The organism is Planotetraspora thailandica, assembly GCF_016863335.1.
GTDB classification, from domain to species: domain Bacteria; phylum Actinomycetota; class Actinomycetes; order Streptosporangiales; family Streptosporangiaceae; genus Planotetraspora; species Planotetraspora thailandica.
The window spans coordinates 62,238-81,363 of the sequence record NZ_BOOR01000053.1 but is presented as its reverse complement, the minus strand read 5'-3'; the positions used below and the strand labels follow the sequence as shown (position 1 = coordinate 81,363).

The 19,126-nt window shown below is 67.4% G+C and carries 17 protein-coding genes; 11 read left to right on the top strand and 6 right to left on the bottom strand.

Going from position 1 to position 19,126, the window contains the following annotated elements; all coding sequences use genetic code 11:
• Window positions 1–107 precede the first annotated feature (107 nt).
• Window positions 108–545: a GNAT family N-acetyltransferase gene (locus Pth03_RS29620; protein WP_239119462.1), complete on the bottom strand. Its 438-nt coding sequence runs from the start codon at window positions 543–545 to the stop codon at window positions 108–110.
• Window positions 546–784: 239 nt separating this feature from the next.
• Between Pth03_RS29620 and Pth03_RS29615 the strand changes: the two genes are divergently transcribed.
• Entirely contained in the window at window positions 785–1,519 is a 735-nt protein-coding gene (locus Pth03_RS29615; RefSeq protein WP_203947700.1) for a hypothetical protein, read from the top strand.
• A gap of 132 nt (window positions 1,520–1,651) precedes the next feature.
• The gene (locus tag Pth03_RS29610; protein ID WP_203947699.1) at window positions 1,652–3,136 is read left to right on the top strand and encodes a hypothetical protein; all 1,485 of its coding nucleotides are present in this window, start codon (window positions 1,652–1,654) and stop codon (window positions 3,134–3,136) included.
• Between the two features lie 69 nt (window positions 3,137–3,205).
• Here the strand turns inward: Pth03_RS29610 and Pth03_RS29605 are convergent, their stop codons facing one another.
• Complete coding sequence (locus Pth03_RS29605) at window positions 3,206–4,366, bottom strand: aromatic ring-hydroxylating oxygenase subunit alpha (protein WP_239119461.1); 1,161 nt, start codon at window positions 4,364–4,366, stop codon at window positions 3,206–3,208.
• Window positions 4,367–4,722: 356 nt separating this feature from the next.
• Between Pth03_RS29605 and Pth03_RS29600 the strand changes: the two genes are divergently transcribed.
• From Pth03_RS29600 to crcB (Pth03_RS29585), 4 genes are all read left to right on the top strand, one after another.
• Window positions 4,723–6,093, top strand: a complete 1,371-nt coding sequence (locus Pth03_RS29600) for a glycosyltransferase family 39 protein (protein ID WP_203947697.1) — start codon at window positions 4,723–4,725, stop codon at window positions 6,091–6,093.
• Between the two features lie 221 nt (window positions 6,094–6,314).
• The gene (crcB, locus tag Pth03_RS29595; protein WP_203947696.1) at window positions 6,315–6,800 is read left to right on the top strand and encodes a fluoride efflux transporter CrcB; all 486 of its coding nucleotides are present in this window, start codon (window positions 6,315–6,317) and stop codon (window positions 6,798–6,800) included.
• Window positions 6,797–7,144 carry a DUF190 domain-containing protein gene (locus tag Pth03_RS29590; protein ID WP_203947695.1) on the top strand — a complete coding sequence of 116 codons (348 nt, stop codon included), beginning with the start codon at window positions 6,797–6,799 and terminating at the stop codon, window positions 7,142–7,144. Before crcB (Pth03_RS29595) ends, Pth03_RS29590 begins: the two co-directional genes overlap by 4 nt.
• The gene (crcB, locus tag Pth03_RS29585) at window positions 7,141–7,515 is read left to right on the top strand and encodes a fluoride efflux transporter CrcB (RefSeq protein WP_203947694.1); all 375 of its coding nucleotides are present in this window, start codon (window positions 7,141–7,143) and stop codon (window positions 7,513–7,515) included. The genes Pth03_RS29590 and crcB (Pth03_RS29585) overlap by 4 nt, the downstream gene beginning before the upstream one ends.
• A 36-nt stretch (window positions 7,516–7,551) precedes the next feature.
• Here crcB (Pth03_RS29585) and Pth03_RS29580 read toward each other — a convergent pair whose 3' ends face one another.
• The 4 genes from Pth03_RS29580 to Pth03_RS29565 all read right to left on the bottom strand — a co-directional run bounded on the left by Pth03_RS29580 (window position 7,552) and on the right by Pth03_RS29565 (window position 10,807).
• Window positions 7,552–8,001 (bottom strand): hypothetical protein, encoded by a 450-nt coding sequence (locus tag Pth03_RS29580; protein WP_203947693.1) that lies wholly within the window; start codon window positions 7,999–8,001, stop codon window positions 7,552–7,554.
• Between the two features lie 84 nt (window positions 8,002–8,085).
• A complete protein-coding gene (locus Pth03_RS29575) occupies window positions 8,086–8,769 on the bottom strand; it encodes a hypothetical protein (protein ID WP_203947692.1) in 684 nt (227 codons plus the stop codon).
• Between the two features lie 281 nt (window positions 8,770–9,050).
• Window positions 9,051–9,719, bottom strand: a complete 669-nt coding sequence (locus tag Pth03_RS29570) for a response regulator (protein WP_203947707.1) — start codon at window positions 9,717–9,719, stop codon at window positions 9,051–9,053.
• 2 nt (window positions 9,720–9,721) lie between these two features.
• Window positions 9,722–10,807: a sensor histidine kinase gene (locus tag Pth03_RS29565; RefSeq protein WP_203947691.1), complete on the bottom strand. Its 1,086-nt coding sequence runs from the start codon at window positions 10,805–10,807 to the stop codon at window positions 9,722–9,724.
• A 297-nt stretch (window positions 10,808–11,104) separates the two neighbouring features.
• Between Pth03_RS29565 and Pth03_RS29560 the strand changes: the two genes are divergently transcribed.
• The 5 genes from Pth03_RS29560 to Pth03_RS29540 all read left to right on the top strand — a co-directional run bounded on the left by Pth03_RS29560 (window position 11,105) and on the right by Pth03_RS29540 (window position 19,100).
• Complete coding sequence (locus Pth03_RS29560) at window positions 11,105–11,545, top strand: YkvA family protein (RefSeq protein ID WP_203947690.1); 441 nt, start codon at window positions 11,105–11,107, stop codon at window positions 11,543–11,545.
• A gap of 364 nt (window positions 11,546–11,909) precedes the next feature.
• Window positions 11,910–13,121 carry a Na+/H+ antiporter NhaA gene (nhaA, locus tag Pth03_RS29555; RefSeq protein ID WP_203947689.1) on the top strand — a complete coding sequence of 404 codons (1,212 nt, stop codon included), beginning with the start codon at window positions 11,910–11,912 and terminating at the stop codon, window positions 13,119–13,121.
• 893 nt (window positions 13,122–14,014) lie between these two features.
• Window positions 14,015–16,777 (top strand): alkaline phosphatase family protein, encoded by a 2,763-nt coding sequence (locus Pth03_RS29550; protein WP_203947688.1) that lies wholly within the window; start codon window positions 14,015–14,017, stop codon window positions 16,775–16,777.
• Window positions 16,778–17,070: 293 nt separating this feature from the next.
• On the top strand, window positions 17,071–17,850 hold the full coding sequence (locus Pth03_RS29545; protein ID WP_203947687.1) for a GntR family transcriptional regulator: 780 nt from the start codon (window positions 17,071–17,073) through the stop codon (window positions 17,848–17,850).
• Between the two features lie 65 nt (window positions 17,851–17,915).
• Entirely contained in the window at window positions 17,916–19,100 is a 1,185-nt protein-coding gene (locus Pth03_RS29540) for an MFS transporter (RefSeq protein ID WP_203947686.1), read from the top strand.
• Window positions 19,101–19,126: the final 26 nt, after the last annotated feature.

Here is a 19,126-nt window from a genome sequence, read left to right as displayed (position 1 = left end):
CCCTAGCCCACGCCCACCTTCTCGTCGAGTCGCATTGGGCTTCGCGAACCGCCTGAGCCACCGCGTCCTGCTGCTGAGACCGAGGTCCAGAGCCGGGGTTGGCGGGCTCACGATTGCGCCGGTGAGGGAAGCGGTATTCGTACGTGCAGCAATGGCAGAACGCGACCGGGTATCGAGCCTGACGGTGTCTCACCGACGCGCTCGGCGCCCATCGCCAGGTAAAACCCTTCCGCGAACGGATCGGCTTCAATGCGCAGGACGGTGAAGCCGGCCACCCGGGCCGCTTGCATCACGTGGTGCCACAGACGGCGTCCGACGCCGCTGCCGATGGAGTCAGGGTCGACCCACATGTTGCCCAGTTCCCCGCTGGGCGGTTCTCCGTCCAGGCTGTAGAAGCCCAGCACTCGACCGGCAGACTCGGCGACAGCGACTCGACCCGCCCGCAATCGCTCGGGCGGGAAGGTCAGCTCCGCCCGGCACGCGTCCAAGAAGGCGCGGTCGTAGCCCCAATGCCCCTTGGATCGGAGTGCCAGTTCGCTGAGCACTCCGGCTTCCTCCGCCCGTGCAGGGCGTATCTGAATATTCGCCACAGTCCATTGTCATTACCGGCGCGCGGCTGATGGTCCCGGTCGCCGATGCCCGTACAGACAACGGGTGATGCATAACGGCGCGACACATGCCGCCCGTACTTGGGCGACATGCTGACGTCTGCAGGTACACCCCTAAGGAAAGCCGGCGAGAGCCCCAACCAGGATCCCAAGATTCACTAAATGGAAAATGAGGCGTGACCCCCATCTCCATCACCCGGATCCTGCGCAGCACCGTTGCAACCGTCCTCACCCTGCTGGCCGGCGTCGCCTTGGTGGTGCTCGCCGCCTTCCTCGTCGCGACGATCGCGCCGGGCGGCGACCGCGACCTGCACGCCTACGAGGCGGCGGCGCGCTGCCCGGCCGCTCCGTCCGCGCCCGCCGAATGCCGCTGGACGCAGGAGTTCACCGTGTCCGGCGTCAGCCTGACCCAAAGCAGGGGCAAGTTGAACCGCGTGCTCCTCATGAGCGCGGACGGCGTCAGGTGGGAGACGTTCTACTCCTCCGACGGCCCCGTCGTGGACGGCATCCACAAGGGCGACCGGGTCACCGGTACCATCTGGCGCGGCCTGCTCACCGAGATCGCGGCCGAGGGCGCTTCCCAGAAGACGGACGACGCCCCCGCCGACATACGCACGCGAGTCCTCATCCTCGCGCTGATCATCGTCCCCACCGGCATCCTCATGACGATCGCGTGCGCCTGGCGGCTACGCCGCCGCGCCGCCCCGGCCCCGACGCCGGGCATGGTCGCCACCCTGGGCCTCGCCTTCGGCCTGTTCTTCTGCGGGCTCTTCTCCCCGCTCCCGCTCGTCGGCAGGGACGAGAACTTCTGGATGGTGGCGGCCGTCTGGTTCCCCGCGGCCGCCATCCTGACCGCCGTGGCCCGCAACTACGTCACCCGTAAGCGCACCCAGGACACCGCGGCGGCCTGAAACGGGAACACCATCCGGCCGATCCACGCGTAGCTCCGTATTCCCAGAAGATCTTTTCCTGGCCTTCCGGGCGTGCGAAGCTCTCTGCGCCGGATGAACCCGGCGCACACCTCACTCCCGGAGCCCCCCCACATGAAAAGCATCCGCCTTCGTCGATGGGCGAGCCTGACGGCGGCGACCGTGCTCGCCGTCACCGCGGCCGTCGTCGGCGTCGCCTCCCCGGCGTTCGCCGAGCCGCATGCCGACGCCAAGTATTGCGACAACAACGACGGCATCTACTACAAGAGCGTCGGGTACCCGTACGGCAGCCAGGAGATCTACGGCACCAAGCCGGAGCTCCGCACGGCTGGGAACAACGCGTCCGCATACGGAAGGGCCTACCTCAAGGCCGGCGACTACTTCAGCATCGACCGCACCAACGACAAAGTGCCGCCGTCCGATCCTCACTACAAGCAGTACACGACGTCAGAGCTGGCCGCGAAATTCGGCGGCGACTTCACCTGGCACTACTGCGAGAAGATCACACCAGATGGCTTCGTCGAGTACGACCGTGCCCCATTCGACGGCTGGTACAACACCCGGTTGATCGACGGCGCCCATCGTGGAATCCGCCTGTGCATCACCAGGCCCAGCGTTTCCGACAAGGCGGTATGCGTCGGCGAGAACACCAGTCCCGGGGGTTGGTACGTCGACAACGACGACGATTCGAATGACTGGTTCTACATTGCGCCTGGCTCGACCACCCCGGACGAGCCAGACCCTCCGTCCACCAGCACCAGCTCGCTGGTCGCGTTCCAGGCGAATACCGGCTTCCTGTTCACCCGGGACGCCAACGGCGCGATGGTCGACACCCGGTACGGCATGATGCGGGGCACCAGCCCGGCCACTTCGAACGGACAGGTGGCGTTCCAGGCCAACACCGGTTTCCTGTTCACCCGGGCGACTAACGGGGCGATGCACGACACCCAGCTCGGGATGATGGCCGGCACCAGCCCGTCCATCTCCGGCGGGCAGATCGCCTTCCAGGCCAACACCAGCCTGCTGTTCACCCGGAACATGTCCACCGGCAAGACGGTCGACCTGCGCCTGGGCCTGATGGCCGGCACCAGCCCGTCGATCGCCGGAGACACCGGCAGCTGGCGGATCGCGTTCCAGGCGAACGACGGCTTCCTCTACTACCGCGACTCCGGCGGCGCCACCGTCAACACCGGCTTCGGCATGATGCGCGGCACCAGCCCGTCGATCGCGAAACTGTCCAACGGCGGCTACGTGATCGCCTTCCAGGCCAACACCGGCCTGCTGTGGATCCTGAACAGCAACGGCACCGGCACCGACCTGCGTCTCGGCCTCATGACCGACACCAGCCCCGCGATCTCGGCGTCGGGCACCTCCTGGACGATCGCGTTCCAGGCCAACACGGGCTTCCTGTTCACCCGCAACAGCGCCGGCTCCACGGTCGACACCCGGTACGGGATGATGGCGCACACCAGCCCCTCGGTCCGCGGATCCCGGATCGTGTTCCAGGCCAATGACGGCTTCCTCTACTACCGCGACGGCAGTTCGGCCGCCGTCAACACCGCGTACGGCATGATGGCCGGAACCAACCCCGCGGCCTAAGAAGATCAGCCGCCGCCCCGACCTGGGGCGGCGGCTCATCCCGCCCTCTCATGGCAACCCGCCGGCACCTCACCTCATGGGGGCCGAGCCGGATCGTTCAAGCTCGTTTCGGTAGGCGTCGAGGACGAGGCCGTGGAAGTGATGGACCGCGTGCTCCGACAACCCCGACCCGCTGGGGTCGTAAACGATCTTTCCCTGGGTGAACGCGGGGGTGCGCATCCCGCGCTGGACGCTTTCCACCAAGGCGATGTCCTCCACCTGGAGAACCTCGTCGATGTACCGGATGCTGTCCACCTCAGCCTCGTTCGGCTCTGCGGTCTCCAGATAGAAGTCCCAGATCTCGCGCGTCCGTTCCGGGCCGTCAGGGATGATCTGCAGCACCATGAAGTTCCCCCGGCCGGGATAGCGCAGCAGGCAGGTGTTGGGCCACAGCCACCAGACCGCGTGCTCGGTGACCGTCGCACCTGACACGTCGTACGCGGAATTGTCCGTTTTCCCGGCCTGCGCCATGTGGCTGGAGTAGATCCCGTACGTCGTGACCTTGTAGGTGCTCATGTCGACCAGGGAGACGAAGTCCTTGTGGGCCACGTGGCAGTGGTAGCACTCCAGGAAGTTGTCGACGACGTTCTTCCAGTTGGAGGCGATGGTGTACGTGAGCCTCCGGGCGAGGGTCAGTTTGGCCACGTCCGGCGCCCGCGCCTCGATCTCCGCCTCGAGGTCTCCGGCCTGCTCGGTCAGAGGAGCCGCCGTGGGATCGAGGTTGACGTAGACCATGCCACCGAACTCGGCGACCTGGATCTGGTCCAGGCACACCGTGGAGGGGTCGAAGCCCGGCATGTCGCCGGTGTTGCGCGCTCGCCTCAACCGGCCGGCCAGGTCGAAGTTCCAGGCGTGGTACGGGCACACGATGCTGCGCCGGACGCCGGACCCCGTCAGGAGTTCGTGCGCGCGGTGCTTGCACACGTTGTAGAACGCGCGGAGTGCGCCTGCCTCGTCCCGGACGGCGACGATCGGCATGCCGGCCACCGTGCCGGTCACATAGCTTCCCGGCTCCCGCAGCTTCTCCACATGGCACAACCACTGCCACGTACGAGCGAAGATCGCCTTCTGGTCGACGTCGAACCACTTCGGATCGGTGTAGGCGTCGGCATGCAACGACATCGACAGCGCGGGGTCGGGGTCGTATCCCGATGAGATGTAATCGATTGCGGGGATCGGATCCGGCGTCACCGTACCTCCAAAGCCTGACATCGAGCGCGCGGATGCCCGGCGGCGATTCCGCGAGGCGGCGCGCAAGTCGCCGACCAGATTGAGGCTAATGATCCATTTATCCAAGATTCAATGCCTCCGACCATCCGATCGTCGACACTGCCCACGGACACGACGCGGCCGGCTTCCCGTCTGATCTGTCCCTGAAACGAGCTGCCGCGATGGTGGGGTCGCTGTTGTTAGCAGGTGAGTTTTTTGCCCGTTACCGTTTGCCCATGGACAGCGCGTCTGATCTACGTTCACGTGGTCCCGACGGCCCCTCATCCGTAGCCGGGTCCGTCATTGAATCCCCCGGCGAGCGCGCCGGAAGGGGCCGCGTGGACACGGCGGCCGTGTGGGTGCCTGCCATCGTGGCTCTGGCGCTCGGTAGCTGGCGGATCACGGTGCCCTCCCTGTGGCGGGACGAGTCGGTCAGCGGAGTGGTCGCCCGGCTGCCGTTGTCGTATATGCGGCAGCTGATCGGAGACATCGACGCCGTCCACGCGCTCTACTACCTCCTTCTGCGGCCGTTCGCCGCGTCCGGTGGATCGGAGTTCCTGCTGCGGCTCCCGTCGCTGCTCGCTTTCGGCGCCGCGGCGTACGGCGTGGCCGCACTGGGGCGCAGGCTCGCGGGGCCGTTGGCCGGCCTGTACGGAGGCCTGATCTACGCGCTGCTGCCGATGGCAGACCGCTACGCCCAGGAGGCCAGGAGCTACGCGATCGTCAGCGCGGTCGCCGTTCTGGCCACGTGGCTTCTTGTCGCCGCGCTCAGCGATGCCTCCAGGCGCCGGTACGCCGCCTACGCGGTGAGCGTCTTCCTGCTGGGTTCCTTTCATCTCTATGCCCTGCTCCTTCTTCCCGCCCATGCGCTGGCCGTCCGGCTGGCGCGGCCTCGCCGTGTCCTGCCCTGGGTCATCTCGGTCGCCGCAGCCTGTGCGGCTCTGCTCCCGCTCGTGGCCGTCGCCTCCGGCGAGCGTGAGGCGCAACTCTTCTGGGTGAGCCCGCCGGACTGGAGAGACGTGGGGGCCTTCTTCGGCGAGGTCGCGGGCAACGCCGCCGCTGCGGTGGTGGTCCTGGCTCTGGCCGCTTATGGCGCCTGGCGGTCGAGGAGGACCCCGGTGCTGGCGCTGTGGGTCGTCCTGCCGCTCCTGGGCTTCTTCGTGATTTCCCAGGTGCATCCGATCTACAGCCCGCGCTACGCGCTGTTCGTTGTGCCGGCCCTCGCGCTTCTCGCAGGCATCGGTCTGGAGCGCGCGGCGTCCGCACTTCGGGGAGGCCTCGCATACGCGGCGCCTGCGGTTGCGGTCGTACTCGTCGGTGCCCTGACGGCGAGCACCCAGGTGGCGATCCGGGAGCCGGACAGCCGCCCCGACGACCTGCGGTCGCTGGCCGCCGTCCTCGCCGCGGAGGAGCGGCCCGGAGACGGCGCCCTGTACGTCCCCCAGAGGTTTCACCTTTTCGTGAGCGTGTACGAGGCACCGTACGAGCACCTCGTCGACCTGACCAACGCACCCGGCGTGTACGAACCACGCACACCCGCGGAGATGACAGCCGCCGCAGCCGGCCTGCAGCGGGTGTGGCTGATCTCGCCCGATCTCACGCCCAGGTATGCGAACGACCCGCGCCTCCAGGCACTTCGCCGCGATTTCACCAGCGGGCCGGCCAAGCGGTTCGGCTCGATCCGTCTCGCACTTTTAACCCGGAAGTAGAGGAAGAGTTCCTGACCGCTAGCAAGATCTGGAGCTTGACCGGACAAGCGCAAGGCCCCTGACGGCGAACGCGCTCATGCCCGGTAGGCTTGTTCAAGCGGTGCCTCTGAGGGGTGCCGCACGGCGGTGGGGCCCGCCGTGCCCGAACCGCGGCGAGTAATGCCGCCAACGGTCCCTACCTGGTAAAAACGCGCGTGCGTGTACAGGTAGGAGGAGTGTCGATGGATGCGCCCCAGTCGCAGGTGGCAGGCGAGCCGATCGATTCTGATGTCGACTTCAGGGTTCCCGTATGGCGGCGAGATCTGTGGCGCGGCCAGGGCCCCGTGGTCGCTGTAGTTGCGATCGGCGGTGCTATCGGGGCTTGCGCGCGTTATGGTGCGTCGTTGCTCTGGCCCACTCCACCTGGCGCGTTTCCTTGGACAACCCTGTTGGTCAATCTCACCGGGTGTGTGATCATCGGGGCCTTCATGGTGGTGATCACCGAATTGTGGGCGGCGCACCGTCTCATGCGGCCCTTCTTCGGCACCGGCATCTTGGGCGGATACACGACCTTCTCCACCTACGCCGTCGATATCCAGCGTCTTGTTGACTTCGGGCACCCAGGGGCAGGGCTCGGGTATTTGGCGCTCACCCTGTCCACCGCCCTAGCCGGGGTCTGGGCGGCTGCCAAGGTGACGCGCCGGCTGATCGCATGGAGGGCGCGATGACAAGTCTGACAGGTACGGCGATGCGGCTGATGGTTTTCGTCGGGGAAAGCGACGTGTGGCATCACCGGCCGCTGTCGAGTGAGATCGTGCACCGGGCGCACAAGGCAGGTCTCGCCGGAGCGAGCGTCTTCCGTGGCGTGGAGGGCTACGGCGCCTCCTCGCTCATCCACACCGCGCGACTGTTGTCGTTGAGCGAAGACCTCCCGGTCTGCATTGTGATCGTGGATGCGGCCGAACCGATCCGTGCATTCCTGCCGCAACTCGACGAGTTGGTCGGTGAAGGACTCGCGATCCTGGACGAGGTCGAGGTCGTTCGATATGTGGGCAGGGAGGCGGCTCGGTGAATTGGCTGCTGGTCATCGCCGGCGCGGTCGTGGGCGCCCCTCTGCGATACCTGACGGACCGGGCGATCCAGGTCAGGCACGACACGGTCTTCCCCTGGGGGACGTTCGTCGTCAACATCTTCGGCTGCCTGGTCCTCGGCCTGCTGACGGGCGCTGTGGCAGCGGGGGCCGCATCGTCGACCGTGCAACTGCTGCTGGGGACCGGGCTGTGTGGGGCTCTGACCACCTACTCGACGTTCTCCTACGAGACGTTGCGACTGGCCGAGACCGGAGCACGGTTCTTCGCCGTCGCCAATGTCGTCGCCAGTGTGGTCGCGGGTCTTGGTGCGGCGTTCGTCGGCGCCGCACTGGCACAAGCGATCTGGCGGTGAACCGGGGCGGTTTTCAGATCCCGGGGGACCTGACGGTCAGGCGATGGAGTCGTAGACGGCGGCGGTGACCATTCCGTACCCCAGGTGGGGAAGAGCGTCGCTCACCCAGCTCGCGGGGCTCCATTCGCGAGGATCGGTCAGCCTGAGCGCGGCCGCGGGCACGTCGCTGGCGGCCATGGCCAGCAGGCCGAGCGCCGCGGCGGCGGCAGGAAGGGGGACCTCGCGCAGGGGCACTCGCAACAGGCCGTAAGCCGCGCCCAGGCCGAGCCCGACCCCGACGCCAAGAAGGGGTCCCAGCCCCTGCCTGCGGTTTCCGGCCTTTTCTCCGAGATCCAGGCCTGCTCGTTCGGCCAGTTCGCCGGCGGTCTGCTCAGGAATGGTGCTCGGCGGCCGGCCCCGTAAGGCCTGGTCGAGGTAGGTCACGATGTTGAGGGCCATGGTGCCGGTCGCTCCGGCCACCATGCCACTGACGATTTCACGACGCATCGGTCCTCCCGATCCGAGGCGGTCCGGATCTCTCCTCGGCCGCTCGTCAGGCATACAGGGTGAAACTCACCTCAGCGGCGCGCCTCAAACACATCCCGATCTGGCCCTTTCGGCGCTTCGGGTAATCCCAGGCAGACCGGCCATGGCCCGGGCTGCGGGGACACTTCCGATCACGAGCAGAGTCAGCGCGACATCACCCAGGACAAGGGGGCGGCCCGGCAACACGAAGACGGCGACTGTGAGGGGGCTGCTGGCGATCATCGACCAGGCCGCCCATCTCGGGATGACTCCGGCTCGGCGCAGCGCGACGGCGAGCAACACGTAAGCCACCAGATGCCCGACGATATAGACGAGCAGGTAACCGCCCATCACCGCGTCGTTCGCGAACTGGTCCAACAGCGTGGCGTACGAACCACTGTCGGGTAGGGCAGCCATGGCCATGGTGAGGTCGTCCAGGGCGGTCAGGGCCGAGAACGGCAGCCAGCCCACCACCGCGAGCAGCCCACCGATCGTGGCCGGCCACGGTGCCCGGGCATAGGCGAGATACGCGAGGCCGACCGCTCCGAGAGGGAGCAGGAAAGAGGCGAGGACGTACGCGACCAGGTGCACGGCGTTGGTGATCGGATTCGCGGCGGCGTTCGCCGCGATGCTCGTCGCTCCGTCCTCGTGGACGGCCGGGATGAGGATGCTGCCGACGTCGTAGCCGAGCGGTCCGCCGACGATCGCCACCGCCAAGACAAGCCGCCATAGTCGCTCATATCCGGGCATTTTCTCGTCCGGGGTGGGCGAATCGGAGGTGTGCTCATTCAGGGTCGCCGGGCGGGATGAGCGCCCGAACGCGGAAAGAATCATTTCCGGTACCTCCTGGGAAACCGCCGACGTCGCAACGACGAGTTCGGGAGAGCTCGCCGTTGCGGTGCTGCCAGTAGCTTTCCGCTCGGTCATAGGTCACGTCGTCGGTTGCCCGGCGGCACTTCACCTGCGTTGGCCCCGGTATCCGGAGATCCCGGCGTACGTTGCTGAACGTATTCGGGAGGAATCCGCGCAGGTCAACTGGTGCGGCCGGGGTGGACCAGGCCGGATTCGTAGGCGAAGACGACCAGTTGCGCGCGATCGCGGGCAGCGAGTTTGACCATTGCCCGGGAGACGTGGGTACGGGAGGTCGCGGGGCTGATCACCAGCCGATCGGCGATCTCCTCGTTGGACAACCCCCGGGCCACCAGAGCGACGACCTCGCGTTCCCGCGCGGTGAGCAAATCCAGTGCTCGCGCGGCAGGCCCGGTCGGTGTGGGAGCGGCCGCGAACGCCGTGACCAGTCGGCGCGCGGCCTGCGGGGAGAGCAACGCGTCACCGGCAGCGGCCACCCGGATGCCGCGCAGCAGTTCAGTGGGCTCGGCGTCTTTGAGCAGGAACCCGGCCGCGCCCGCACGAATCGCCTCGAAGACCAGTGCGTCCTCATCGAATGTCGTCAGTACCAGCACCCGTACATCGGACAGTTCTGGGTCGGCGGCGATCGCCCGGGTAGCCGCCAGCCCGTCCAACACCGGCATGCGGATATCCATCACGATCACATCGGGGCGATGGGCGCGAGCGGCGGCGAGCGCCTGCTGTCCGTCGCCGGCCTCGGCGACGACCTCCAGGCCGGGTTCGGCGGTCAGCAGCGCCCTCAGTCCGGAACGGATCATCACCTGGTCGTCGGCGAGCACAACCCGCAGCACACTCACCCTTCCGCCCCCAGCGGCAGGCGGGCGTGGAGGGTGAAGCCACCGCCGGAAGCCGGGCCAGCCTGCAACTCGCCACCGACCGCTGTGGCCCGTTCAGCCAGCCCACGCAATCCGTGGCCGGGGCTGTGCGCCGGTACGGCAGCGCCGATGCCGTCGTCCGTGACGTCGATCTCCAGCCAGCCGTGGGCAGTCCCGACATGGGTCCGGGCACGAGCGCCGGGTCCGGCGTGGCGCATCACGTTGGTCAACGCCTCCTGGACGATTCGATAGGCGGTGGCAGATATCACGTCCGGGATCGCGCGGCTCCCCAGGTCGACGGCCAGATCCACACCCAAGCCGGTCGCGCGCACCGACGTCACCAGCGCATCCAGGTCCGCCAGGCCGGGCGCGGCCTGCGGCGGCTCCTCACCCGGCCCTCGCACAACCGCCAATGCGGCGCGTGCTTGTGCCAGCGCGTCATTGCTGACCTGGCGGATCGCGTGCAGCGCCTCCCGAGCCTGTTCCGGCCGGTCGTCCACCAGGTGCAGTCCGACGCCGGCTTGCAGGCTGATCGTGGCCAGGCTGTGGGAGAGCACGTCATGCAACTCTCGGGCGATCCTGAGCCGCTCCTCGACCACCCTGCCGGCGGCCTCCTCCTCGGCAAGCTTCCGGCGAACCTGCGTGGCCCGGGCGGCCAGAACCGCGACCGCCGCCCATACCACCGCGATTGTGATCATCGGAGCGGGCTGCCAGCCTTCCGGCGCGCCCGTGGCGACCGCCATCCCCACCCCGCCGATCGCGGCGAACGGAACCCACACGCGCGCTTCGGTGACCCCGAATACGAGCGCCAGCAGACCCGCGAACGCGCCGAGGTAGATAGGCCAGCCGGCGAACCGCAACCCCAGGTAAGCCACCGCTGTGCCCACGGTCAGTGTGAAGGCGAGCAGCGGATTGATTCGCCGCAGAGCCAACGCCAACCCGCACACCACCAGGAGTGCAAGACCGAGCGCGGTTGCGGGACGGGCCTCTGGCTGGGTCACCCGAGCGACTTGCGACATCAGGGCCATGAACGTGGCGAAGATCACCGCCGTAGCCGCGTCCACTGCAGAACCCGCACGCACCATCACAGGATAGACATCTGCTGAGCACAGACCACCTGATAAAGCGCGTCCAATTCGGACGCCTGAGAATCGTCTCAGTGGCCGTGCACGGCAACATGGCTGTCGTCGTGCGGGGCAAGGATCACTTCTGATGCGGTCACCCCTGCCGACCGTCCGCGCACTTCGGTAGGCGCGGGTTTGATCCTGCACCAAGCTGCCGGCTGGGAAGCTCGCTTCCAGCCGCCCGGTCCCGGTCGGTCATCAGACGACGGCGACGACACGACGAACAAGGAGTGACACATGTGGTGGGACATCGTCCTCGGCATCGCCGTCGCGCTCATAGTCAGTTGGCTTCTGCTGATCGGGGCACTGATCATCGTTCGACCCGAAGCAGGCCTGTTGAAGGAGGCGCTGCGGATCCTGCCGGACCTGTTACGGCTTCTGCGCCGCTTGGCGGGAGACAAGACCCTGCCCCGCGGGGTTCGGGTTCGGCTCACCCTGTTGATGGTCTACCTGGCGATCCCGTTCGACTTGGTCCCCGACTTCATCCCCGTCCTGGGCTACGCCGATGACGCGATCATCGTCACAGCCGTCCTTCGCAGTGTCGTTCGTCGCGCCGGTCTGAATGCCGTACGGCGACACTGGCCCGGCACAGAGGACGGATTCACGGCCCTCTGCCGACTGACGGGTATCGCCGCGTCCGGAAAGACACGAGACCCCGACGAAACAGCCGAGGCATAGCGAAAACGCACGCTTAAGCATCACCCCGGGCTGTACGAGACGGCTTGTTAGGGTGGGGTCCGTTGGGCATGCAATCCACAACGCAGGGAGGGAGCGGGAGATGAGTCACAGCACGTCGCTGTCTGTCCCGCGGTCTGTTTCCCGGCGTGGTCTGGAACTGCGGTGCGGTGAGCCTACGGCGCCGGCGCCGCTTGAGTGGCGCCCGATCGGCACGAACGGCTACGTCAGCACATGGGGCGCACTGGTGAACGTCTGCATTCCGCAAGGTGCCTGAGCCCGCTCTGCGTTGAGCGGGACGCCGTCTCCCGCCTACCTGCCGCGATGTTCGCCCAAGTGCCGTCGCGTCGTTCCTGGAGCTGTTCTCATGTCTGCCTTCGCGCGGATGACCGCTGCGCTGCGCTCGGACGCGGTCAGTGGTTCACTGTTGATCGGCGCCGCTGTCGTGGCGCTGGTGTGGGCGAACTCCCCCCTGTCCGATGGTTATGAGTCGCTGCGCTCGTTCACCTTCGGCCCCGCCTGGTTGCACCTGAACTTGCCACTGCACGCCTGGGCGTCGGACGGTCTGCTGACGCTGTTCTTCTTCATCGTCGGCAACGAACTCAAGCAGGAAATCGCCCACGGAGAACTCCGCCACCCGCGCCATGCGATCCTGCCCATCGTCGCGGCGCTGAGCGGCGTCCTCATCCCCGCTGCGGTCTTCGTGGCCGTCAACCTCTTTCGCCCCCAGGCGATCAGCGGATGGGCCATCCCCATGTCCACCGACGCCGCTTTCGCCGTCGCCGTTTTGGCGGTCGTCGGTCGCCACCTTCCCTCACCGCTGCGCACGTTCCTGCTCACCCTGGCCACCGTCGATGACATGTGCGCGGTCATCGTCATCGCCGCGTTTCACACCGCAGGTCTGTCCCCTATGACCTTGGGCGGTGCCGTCCTGGGCCTGGCGGCGTTCGGGTACCTGCAAAACGGGCGGGGTCGCTTTCCAGACCGGGTACGAGCCGGCGTGCCCCAATGGCTCGTGTACGCGCCGCTGGCGGCTGCCATTTGGACGTTGACTCACGCCTCCGGTATTCACGCCACAATGGCCGGCGTCGCGATGGGCCTCCTGATGCGTACCTCCCCCCGCCCCGGCGAAAGGGCGAGCCCGTCACATCGAGCCGAGATCACGTTGCGACCGATCATGGCGGGGTTGGCGCTGCCGGCGTTCGCCCTCATGTCCGCTGGGATCGCCTTGGATGGGACGGACGGCTTCTGGTCCAGCACGATCACCTTCGGAATCCTTGGCGGTCTGATCGGCGGAAAAATGGTCGGCATCTTCGGCGGCACGTGGCTGATCGCCCGTATCACCCGCGCCGAGTTGAATCCGGGGCTGCACTGGCCTGACATCGCTGCTATCGGACTACTCGGCGGCATCGGATTCACCGTCTCCTTGCTGATCAGCGAGCTGTCATACACAGAAAGCGCCGCCCTCACCAATGCCAAGGGCGCCGTCCTGCTCGCCAGCGCCACTGCATCCGTACTCGCTGCCGTTTGCTTGGGCGCACGCAACCGCTACCGCCGACGCAACGTCGAACCGAATTAGGACGACGCCAGCGACAGGCGGCCTGAACTGCCGGCAGCCGAGAGGTGGAGGGTGACGGGAATCGAACCCGCTGTCAGCTTGAAAATCGGCTACTGATCTTCCTCGCTGAGCTCGGAGAGCACGTGCAACCCCAAGGGCCCTGACCCCGAAAGCGCTGGCCAGGGGCCTCTCCATGTGGAGCCGCCTTGGGGAATCGAACCCCAGACCTTCTGTTTACAAGCCGAATCCGATCTGTCCACAGCCGTCCGCCCATGGCAGAATGACCAGCTTAGGATCCCACCCGGCAGCCCGCAGACGTCTCTGCACCTGCCGGCGCACCGAGCATCCGCCCGCCGCACCCGGGCAGGCCGCGGCGCGGTGATCGTCCGGGACCCGTTCGGATCCACCCTGTTCGCCATACGACTCGCGAAGGCCCACGCCCGACGCCACGCCTGCCGCGACAGCGCCTGGCCGGCCGTGCTGGACCGCGGCACGGGAACCTGCCGTACGACGCCCGAGGCCGCATCCGCGGGCTGTGGCCGCTCGACCTGTCACACGGTCACACACGACGGGCGTTTGCTCGGCTGCTCGTGGTGTGCCTGAGTCACGTCGCCCCGGCACGGGTGAAATCCAGGGCGCCGAGCGCGTTGCAACCGTACGAATCGACGGATTTGCCGCGTTAAGTAAGTTAGCGCAGAGTTAAATACGTTATCGCCCGGTTAAATGGTGCATTGACGGGTTGAGTGGCATTTTGTCCAATGTTCGATTGTGCGCTTCCTCGAGGCAAAGCGAGATCTCTAGGTTCCTCTTGCTGCTACTTCCAGGTGCGCATCCCGAACGGGGACGTGCCCAACCCCTGTGGCAGTTCGACGGGAACGTCGACCTGCTCGCAAGCACGACGAAGGAATAGATTCATGCACGTCACGCGCCAGCGCGTCACGAAGGATCGTTTCGGACTCCGACTCACCGGCCGCCGGATCAACCTCCTCGCGGCCGCCACCGCCGCTCTGGTTGTCGCCGGCGGAGGCATCGCCTACGCCAACACCGGGGTGTTCGGCACCGACCAGGTCGCCCAGACCACCGACAAGGGCCTGGTCACGTCCGGCGACCAGTACATCAACCCGATCGGCGAGCGTCTCGTCCTCAACGAGGGCAAGATCATGTCGTCCTCGGTGAGCCCGGACGGCACCCACCTCGCGGCTTCGATCACCGACGGTGGGATGGCGCTCGCCATCATTGACCTGAAGAACTACAAGCTGCAGCAGTACGTCGGCAACAACGCCGCGGCGAATCTGCGCATCCCCGGTAACGACGTGGGCCAGGAAGGCCCCACGTACTCGCCCGACGGTAAGCAGCTGTGGCTGGGCCAGACCGACGGCTACACCAAGTTCACCGTGAACGCGGATGGCTCCCTCGCCGACCCGACGTTCATCACCATCGCCGCGCAGGGCTCGAAGCACGCGCTGGTGGGTGAGCCGGTGTTCTCCGCTGACGGCAAGACCGTGTACGTCGCCGTCAACGGCCAGAACCGGGTGGTCGCGCTCGACGCGGCGACCGGCGCCATCAAGCAGAGCTGGACCGTGGGCAACGCCCCGCGTGACATGGTCCAGGTCGGCAACAAGCTGTACGTCAGCAACGAGGGCGGCCGCCCGGCCAAGCCCGGCGAGACGACGATCAACTCGTACGGCACCCAGGTGCCGGCCGACCCGAAGACCGGTGCCACCACCACCGGTACGGTCAGCGTGATCGATCTGGCGAACCCGGCTGCCGCCCCGAGCAGCATCGACGTCGGTCTGCACCCGACCGCCGTCTACGCCAAGGACGGCGCGGTGTTCGTCACCAACACCGCCACCAACGACGTGTCGGTCATCGACACCCGCAAGGACAAGGTCGTCCAGACCATCGCCACCCAGCCGTGGCCGGAGGCCTCGGTCGGCTACGAGCCCGACGCGGTGACGCTCACCGACGACGGCCACCTGCTGGTGACCCTCGGCCGCGCCAACGCGATCGCCGTCTACCGGTACAAGAGCCCGCAGGAGCCGGTCAGCTACGTCGGCCTGCTCCCGACGGACTACTTCCCCTCCGAGATCACCACCGTCGGCAAGGACGTGCTGGTCTCCAACACCCGTGGTATCGACGCCCGTAGCCCCTCCAACTTCCCGCCGCCGGCCTGGTACCACGGCACCCACGACACGACCTCCAGCCTGCAGCGGTTCAGGCTGCCGGACGACAAGACCATCAAGTCCTACACGGCCAAGGTCTTCGAGCAGAACGGCTGGACCAACAACTCGGTCAAGATCGCCAACGGCAAGGGCCACGCCAACAAGAAGCCGGTGCCGGTCCCCGTACAGCTCGGCGACCCCTCGACGATCAAGCACGTCTTCCTGGTCGTCAAGGAGAACCGGAACTACGACGAGGTCTTCGGTGACATGCCGAAGGGCAACAACGACCCCAGACTGATCCAGTACGGCGAGAACGTGACGCCGAACCAGCACGCGCTGGCCACGCAGTTCGGGCTGTACGACAACGCCTACGACACCGGCACGAACTCCGCCGAGGGCCACAACTGGATCATGCAGGCCGACAACCCCGAGTACACCGAGTCCTCCGCTGGTGAGTACACACGCAGCTACGACACCGAGGACGACGCTCTGGGCCACCAGAAGACCGGCTTCATCTGGACCGGTGCGCAGGCGGTCGGCAAGTCCGTCAAGGACTTCGGCGAGTTCCAGTCGTTCGAGCAGAAGCCGGCGGACGCGACCTGGCAGAACCTGTACTGCGACGCCAAGGTCATGGACGCGACCGGGAAGCCCTCCGCCTACCCCATCAAGACGGGCTCGGCGATCCCGTCGCTCAACGCGGTGTCGGTGCCTGGCTTCCCGCAGTTCGACACCAGCGTCCCGGACGTTTACAAGTACGAGGTCTGGAAGCAGGACTTCGAAAAGAACGGCCCGGCGAACCTGAACATGTTCTGGCTGTCCAACGACCACACCGGCGGTTCGACGACCGGGCCCGCCCAGGTCGCCGACAACGACCTTGCCCTTGGCAAGATGGTTGACGAGATCTCGCACAGCAAGTACTGGAAGGACTCCGCGATCTTCGTGGTCGAGGACGACTCCCAGGGCTGGGTCGATCACGTCGACGGCCACCGTGCTCCGATCCAGATCATCAGCCCCTGGGCCCAGCACGGCACCGTGGACAGCCACTACTACACACAGATCACCATGGTTCGCACCATCGAGCAGATGCTCGGGATCCACCCGATGAACCAGCTGGACAGCGCCGCCACTCCGATGGCTACGGCGTTCACCGCCACGCCCGACTACACGCCGTTCACCGCTGTGCCCAACCGGACCTCGCTGACCCTGGGTCTGTCCACCCCGCCGTCCTGTGGCCTGGACACCCCGGCGCCGCAGAACCCGAACGCCGCACCCGCGCCGACGACGGCGAAGGTGCCGGCGGCCGAGCAGCAGGTGGCGGCGCAGTGGCAGACCTGGAAGGGGAAGCAGGCGTTCACCGGGCCCAACGCCAAGGCCGACTCTGCTCCTCCGGAGCAGATGAAGCGCTTCGCGTGGTACGAGGCGCACGGGTGGACCAAGCCCTTCCCGGGTGACGCCAAGATCTACGCCCCGAACGACGTTCCGGGCGCCTACATCCCGTCGTCGGACAACGACTGACGCAGGCTGATCACATAGGGGGCCCCTGGCCGGCGTCACCGCCGGCCAGGGGCTTTTCCATGTGGAGCCGCCTTGGGGAGTGGGGCACCCGGACAGTGTTCTTCGCCGAACCCCGCGCCAAGCGCTGCCACCGGGGTCACCTGCCCACGGCGTATCGGTCCTCCTCGTGCACCTCAGTACCGCCGACGGTCCGCTCGTACGCCGTCGCAGGACCGACATTCCAGGATTCGGCAGGGTTGTATGATGAGCTTGTATAACAACCTCGATTGACCGTACCCCGGAGACGATGCCACGTGGTCGACCGCCTCTCCTTCCTGTCCGAGGAGATCCCGCGAGACACCGGCGTCCCGCTGCGGGCCCGGGTCCACAGCCGCATCCTCGACGCCATCCGCTCCGGAGTGCTGCCGCCCGGGTCCATGATCCCGACGGAGACGGAGCTCGGACAGCTCATGGGGGTCAGCCGTACTGTTGTGCGGGAGGCCCTGATGCTCCTGGACGAGGATGGTTTCCTCTTCTCCCGCCGCGGCGTCGGGCGCTTCGTGGCCGACACCCTCCCGCCGATGGGACTCGAACGCATCAGACCGCTCGAGGAACTCCTGAGCACGCCGGCGTCTCCGATCGTGCTCAGCCGCAGCGAAGTGACGCTCCAGCATCAGTCCGCCACCTTCGTCACCGAGGAACTGGGACTGCGGGCCAACGCTGCGACTTGGTTCTTCGAGACCGTCCTGTCCCGCGACGCCGAGGTGGTCGCACTCAGTCAGGAGCACTTCCCTGCCGCTGGGGCGATCGACGTCGACACCAGTGACGCGATCGCCGCCGCCATGCGGGCGGCCGACAGCGGCAGCCTGCTGTCGATCCTCCTGGACAAGTACGGGCCGCGGATCGGCCCCGGAGCCGTCCGGATCATGCCGGGCGCTCCCGGTGCGTCACGTGCGGCGCTCCTCGGAATCCCCGCGAGCGAGCCCGTCCTGATCATGACGCAGACGGCCGCACTGGGCGGCGCGCCGTGCTACCTCGCCAAGCACCTGGTCCTCAGCCGGGCAGGCCACCTGTCCATCCTGCAGACCGGCTAGCGGCGCCCTCCCCCGGCCCCGCTCGCCGGGCCGCGGCCGTCATCCACCCCGTTGCAAGGATCACCATGCCGTACACCGTCGTCCTGCGTCGTCCCTACGTCGGCCGTCTCCTGGGCGGCTCCCTGATCGGGCGCCTCCCCGCAGCGATGGCCGCCCTGGCCATCGCGCTGACACTCCGTCAGACAGGCGCCGATTACGCGACCGTGGGGCTGGTCACCGGAACCTTCGCCGTGGCGCAGGCGATCGCGGGGCCGCTCCTCGGGCGCTGCGTCGACCGGCTCGGGCAACCGAGGGTCCTCACCGCCTCGGCGATCGTCGCTTCAGGCGGATACGCGGTGCTGGCGCTGGCACCGCACAGCACGGCACTCGCCTTCCTCGGCGCTGTCATCGCCGGAGCCGCCACCCCTCCCCTCGAGCCGTGCCTGCGGGCCCTGTGGCCGCAACTGGTGGAGCCCCGCGAACTGGAATCCGCCTACTCCTTGGACGCCGGAGCCCAGGAACTGCTCTTCATCGCCGGACCACTGGCGGTGACCGGCATCGCGGCGGCGGGATCGCCCCGGGCGGCCCTGTGGGTGTCGGCGGCTCTCGGCCTCGTGGGCGCCCTCCTGATGGGCACCTCGGAGCCTTCACGATCATGGGCACCGGCCGTGCGGACACCGCACTGGCTCGGTGCTCTGCACAGCCCCGCCCTGCTGCTGCTCATCCTCGGCCTGGCCGGAGCAGGATTGGCTGTGGGGTCGTTCAACGTCTTCAGCGTGGCCTATGCCGACTCCCACCACATTCCGGGCGGAGCCGGGACCCTGCTGGCGTTGAACGCCACGGGGTCCCTCATCGGCGCGATCTTCTACGGGACCTACGGCGCACGCCACTGGCGGGCCGCACCCGCGCGGAAGGCGGTGTTGCTGGCGTTCGGCATGGCGGCCTCCTATTGGCTGGTGGCCCTCGTGCCCGGACCGCCCGGCATGGCGGTGGTCGCCGTCGTCACCGGACTCTTCTTCGCACCGCTGCTGTCCGTCTCCTTCGGCATGGTGGGCGACCTCGCCCCTGAGGGAACCGTCACAGAGGCGTTCTCCTGGTTGGTGACCCTGGTGGGCGCCGGCATCGCTGGCGGCTCGGCCGCCGGCGGATCGCTGTTGCTCCACGGCGGGCCGGCTGTCGCCGCGGTGATGGGCGCGTGCGGAGTCACCGCGGGCGCGGCGCTGATGCTCGCCGGTCGGCAGATGTTCATCACCTCTCCCTCACAGACCTGACCCCGGCCCCCGACCAGCCCCGACAC

Excerpts from the sequence above, each read along its gene's own strand:
- Pth03_RS29610 (WP_203947699.1), top strand. The coding sequence starts at position 1,652 with ATGAAAAGCATCCGCCTTCGTCGATGGGCGAGCCTGACGGCGGCGACC.
- crcB (WP_203947696.1), top strand. The coding sequence starts at position 6,315 with ATGGATGCGCCCCAGTCGCAGGTGGCAGGCGAGCCGATCGATTCTGAT.
- Pth03_RS29590 (WP_203947695.1), top strand. The coding sequence starts at position 6,797 with ATGACAAGTCTGACAGGTACGGCGATGCGGCTGATGGTTTTCGTCGGG.
- Pth03_RS29580 (WP_203947693.1), bottom strand. The coding sequence starts at position 8,001 with ATGCGTCGTGAAATCGTCAGTGGCATGGTGGCCGGAGCGACCGGCACC.
- Pth03_RS29575 (WP_203947692.1), bottom strand. The coding sequence starts at position 8,769 with ATGCCCGGATATGAGCGACTATGGCGGCTTGTCTTGGCGGTGGCGATC.
- Pth03_RS29560 (WP_203947690.1), top strand. The coding sequence starts at position 11,105 with ATGTGGTGGGACATCGTCCTCGGCATCGCCGTCGCGCTCATAGTCAGT.
- nhaA (WP_203947689.1), top strand. The coding sequence starts at position 11,910 with ATGTCTGCCTTCGCGCGGATGACCGCTGCGCTGCGCTCGGACGCGGTC.
- Pth03_RS29550 (WP_203947688.1), top strand. The coding sequence starts at position 14,015 with ATGCACGTCACGCGCCAGCGCGTCACGAAGGATCGTTTCGGACTCCGA.
- Pth03_RS29540 (WP_203947686.1), top strand. The coding sequence starts at position 17,916 with ATGCCGTACACCGTCGTCCTGCGTCGTCCCTACGTCGGCCGTCTCCTG.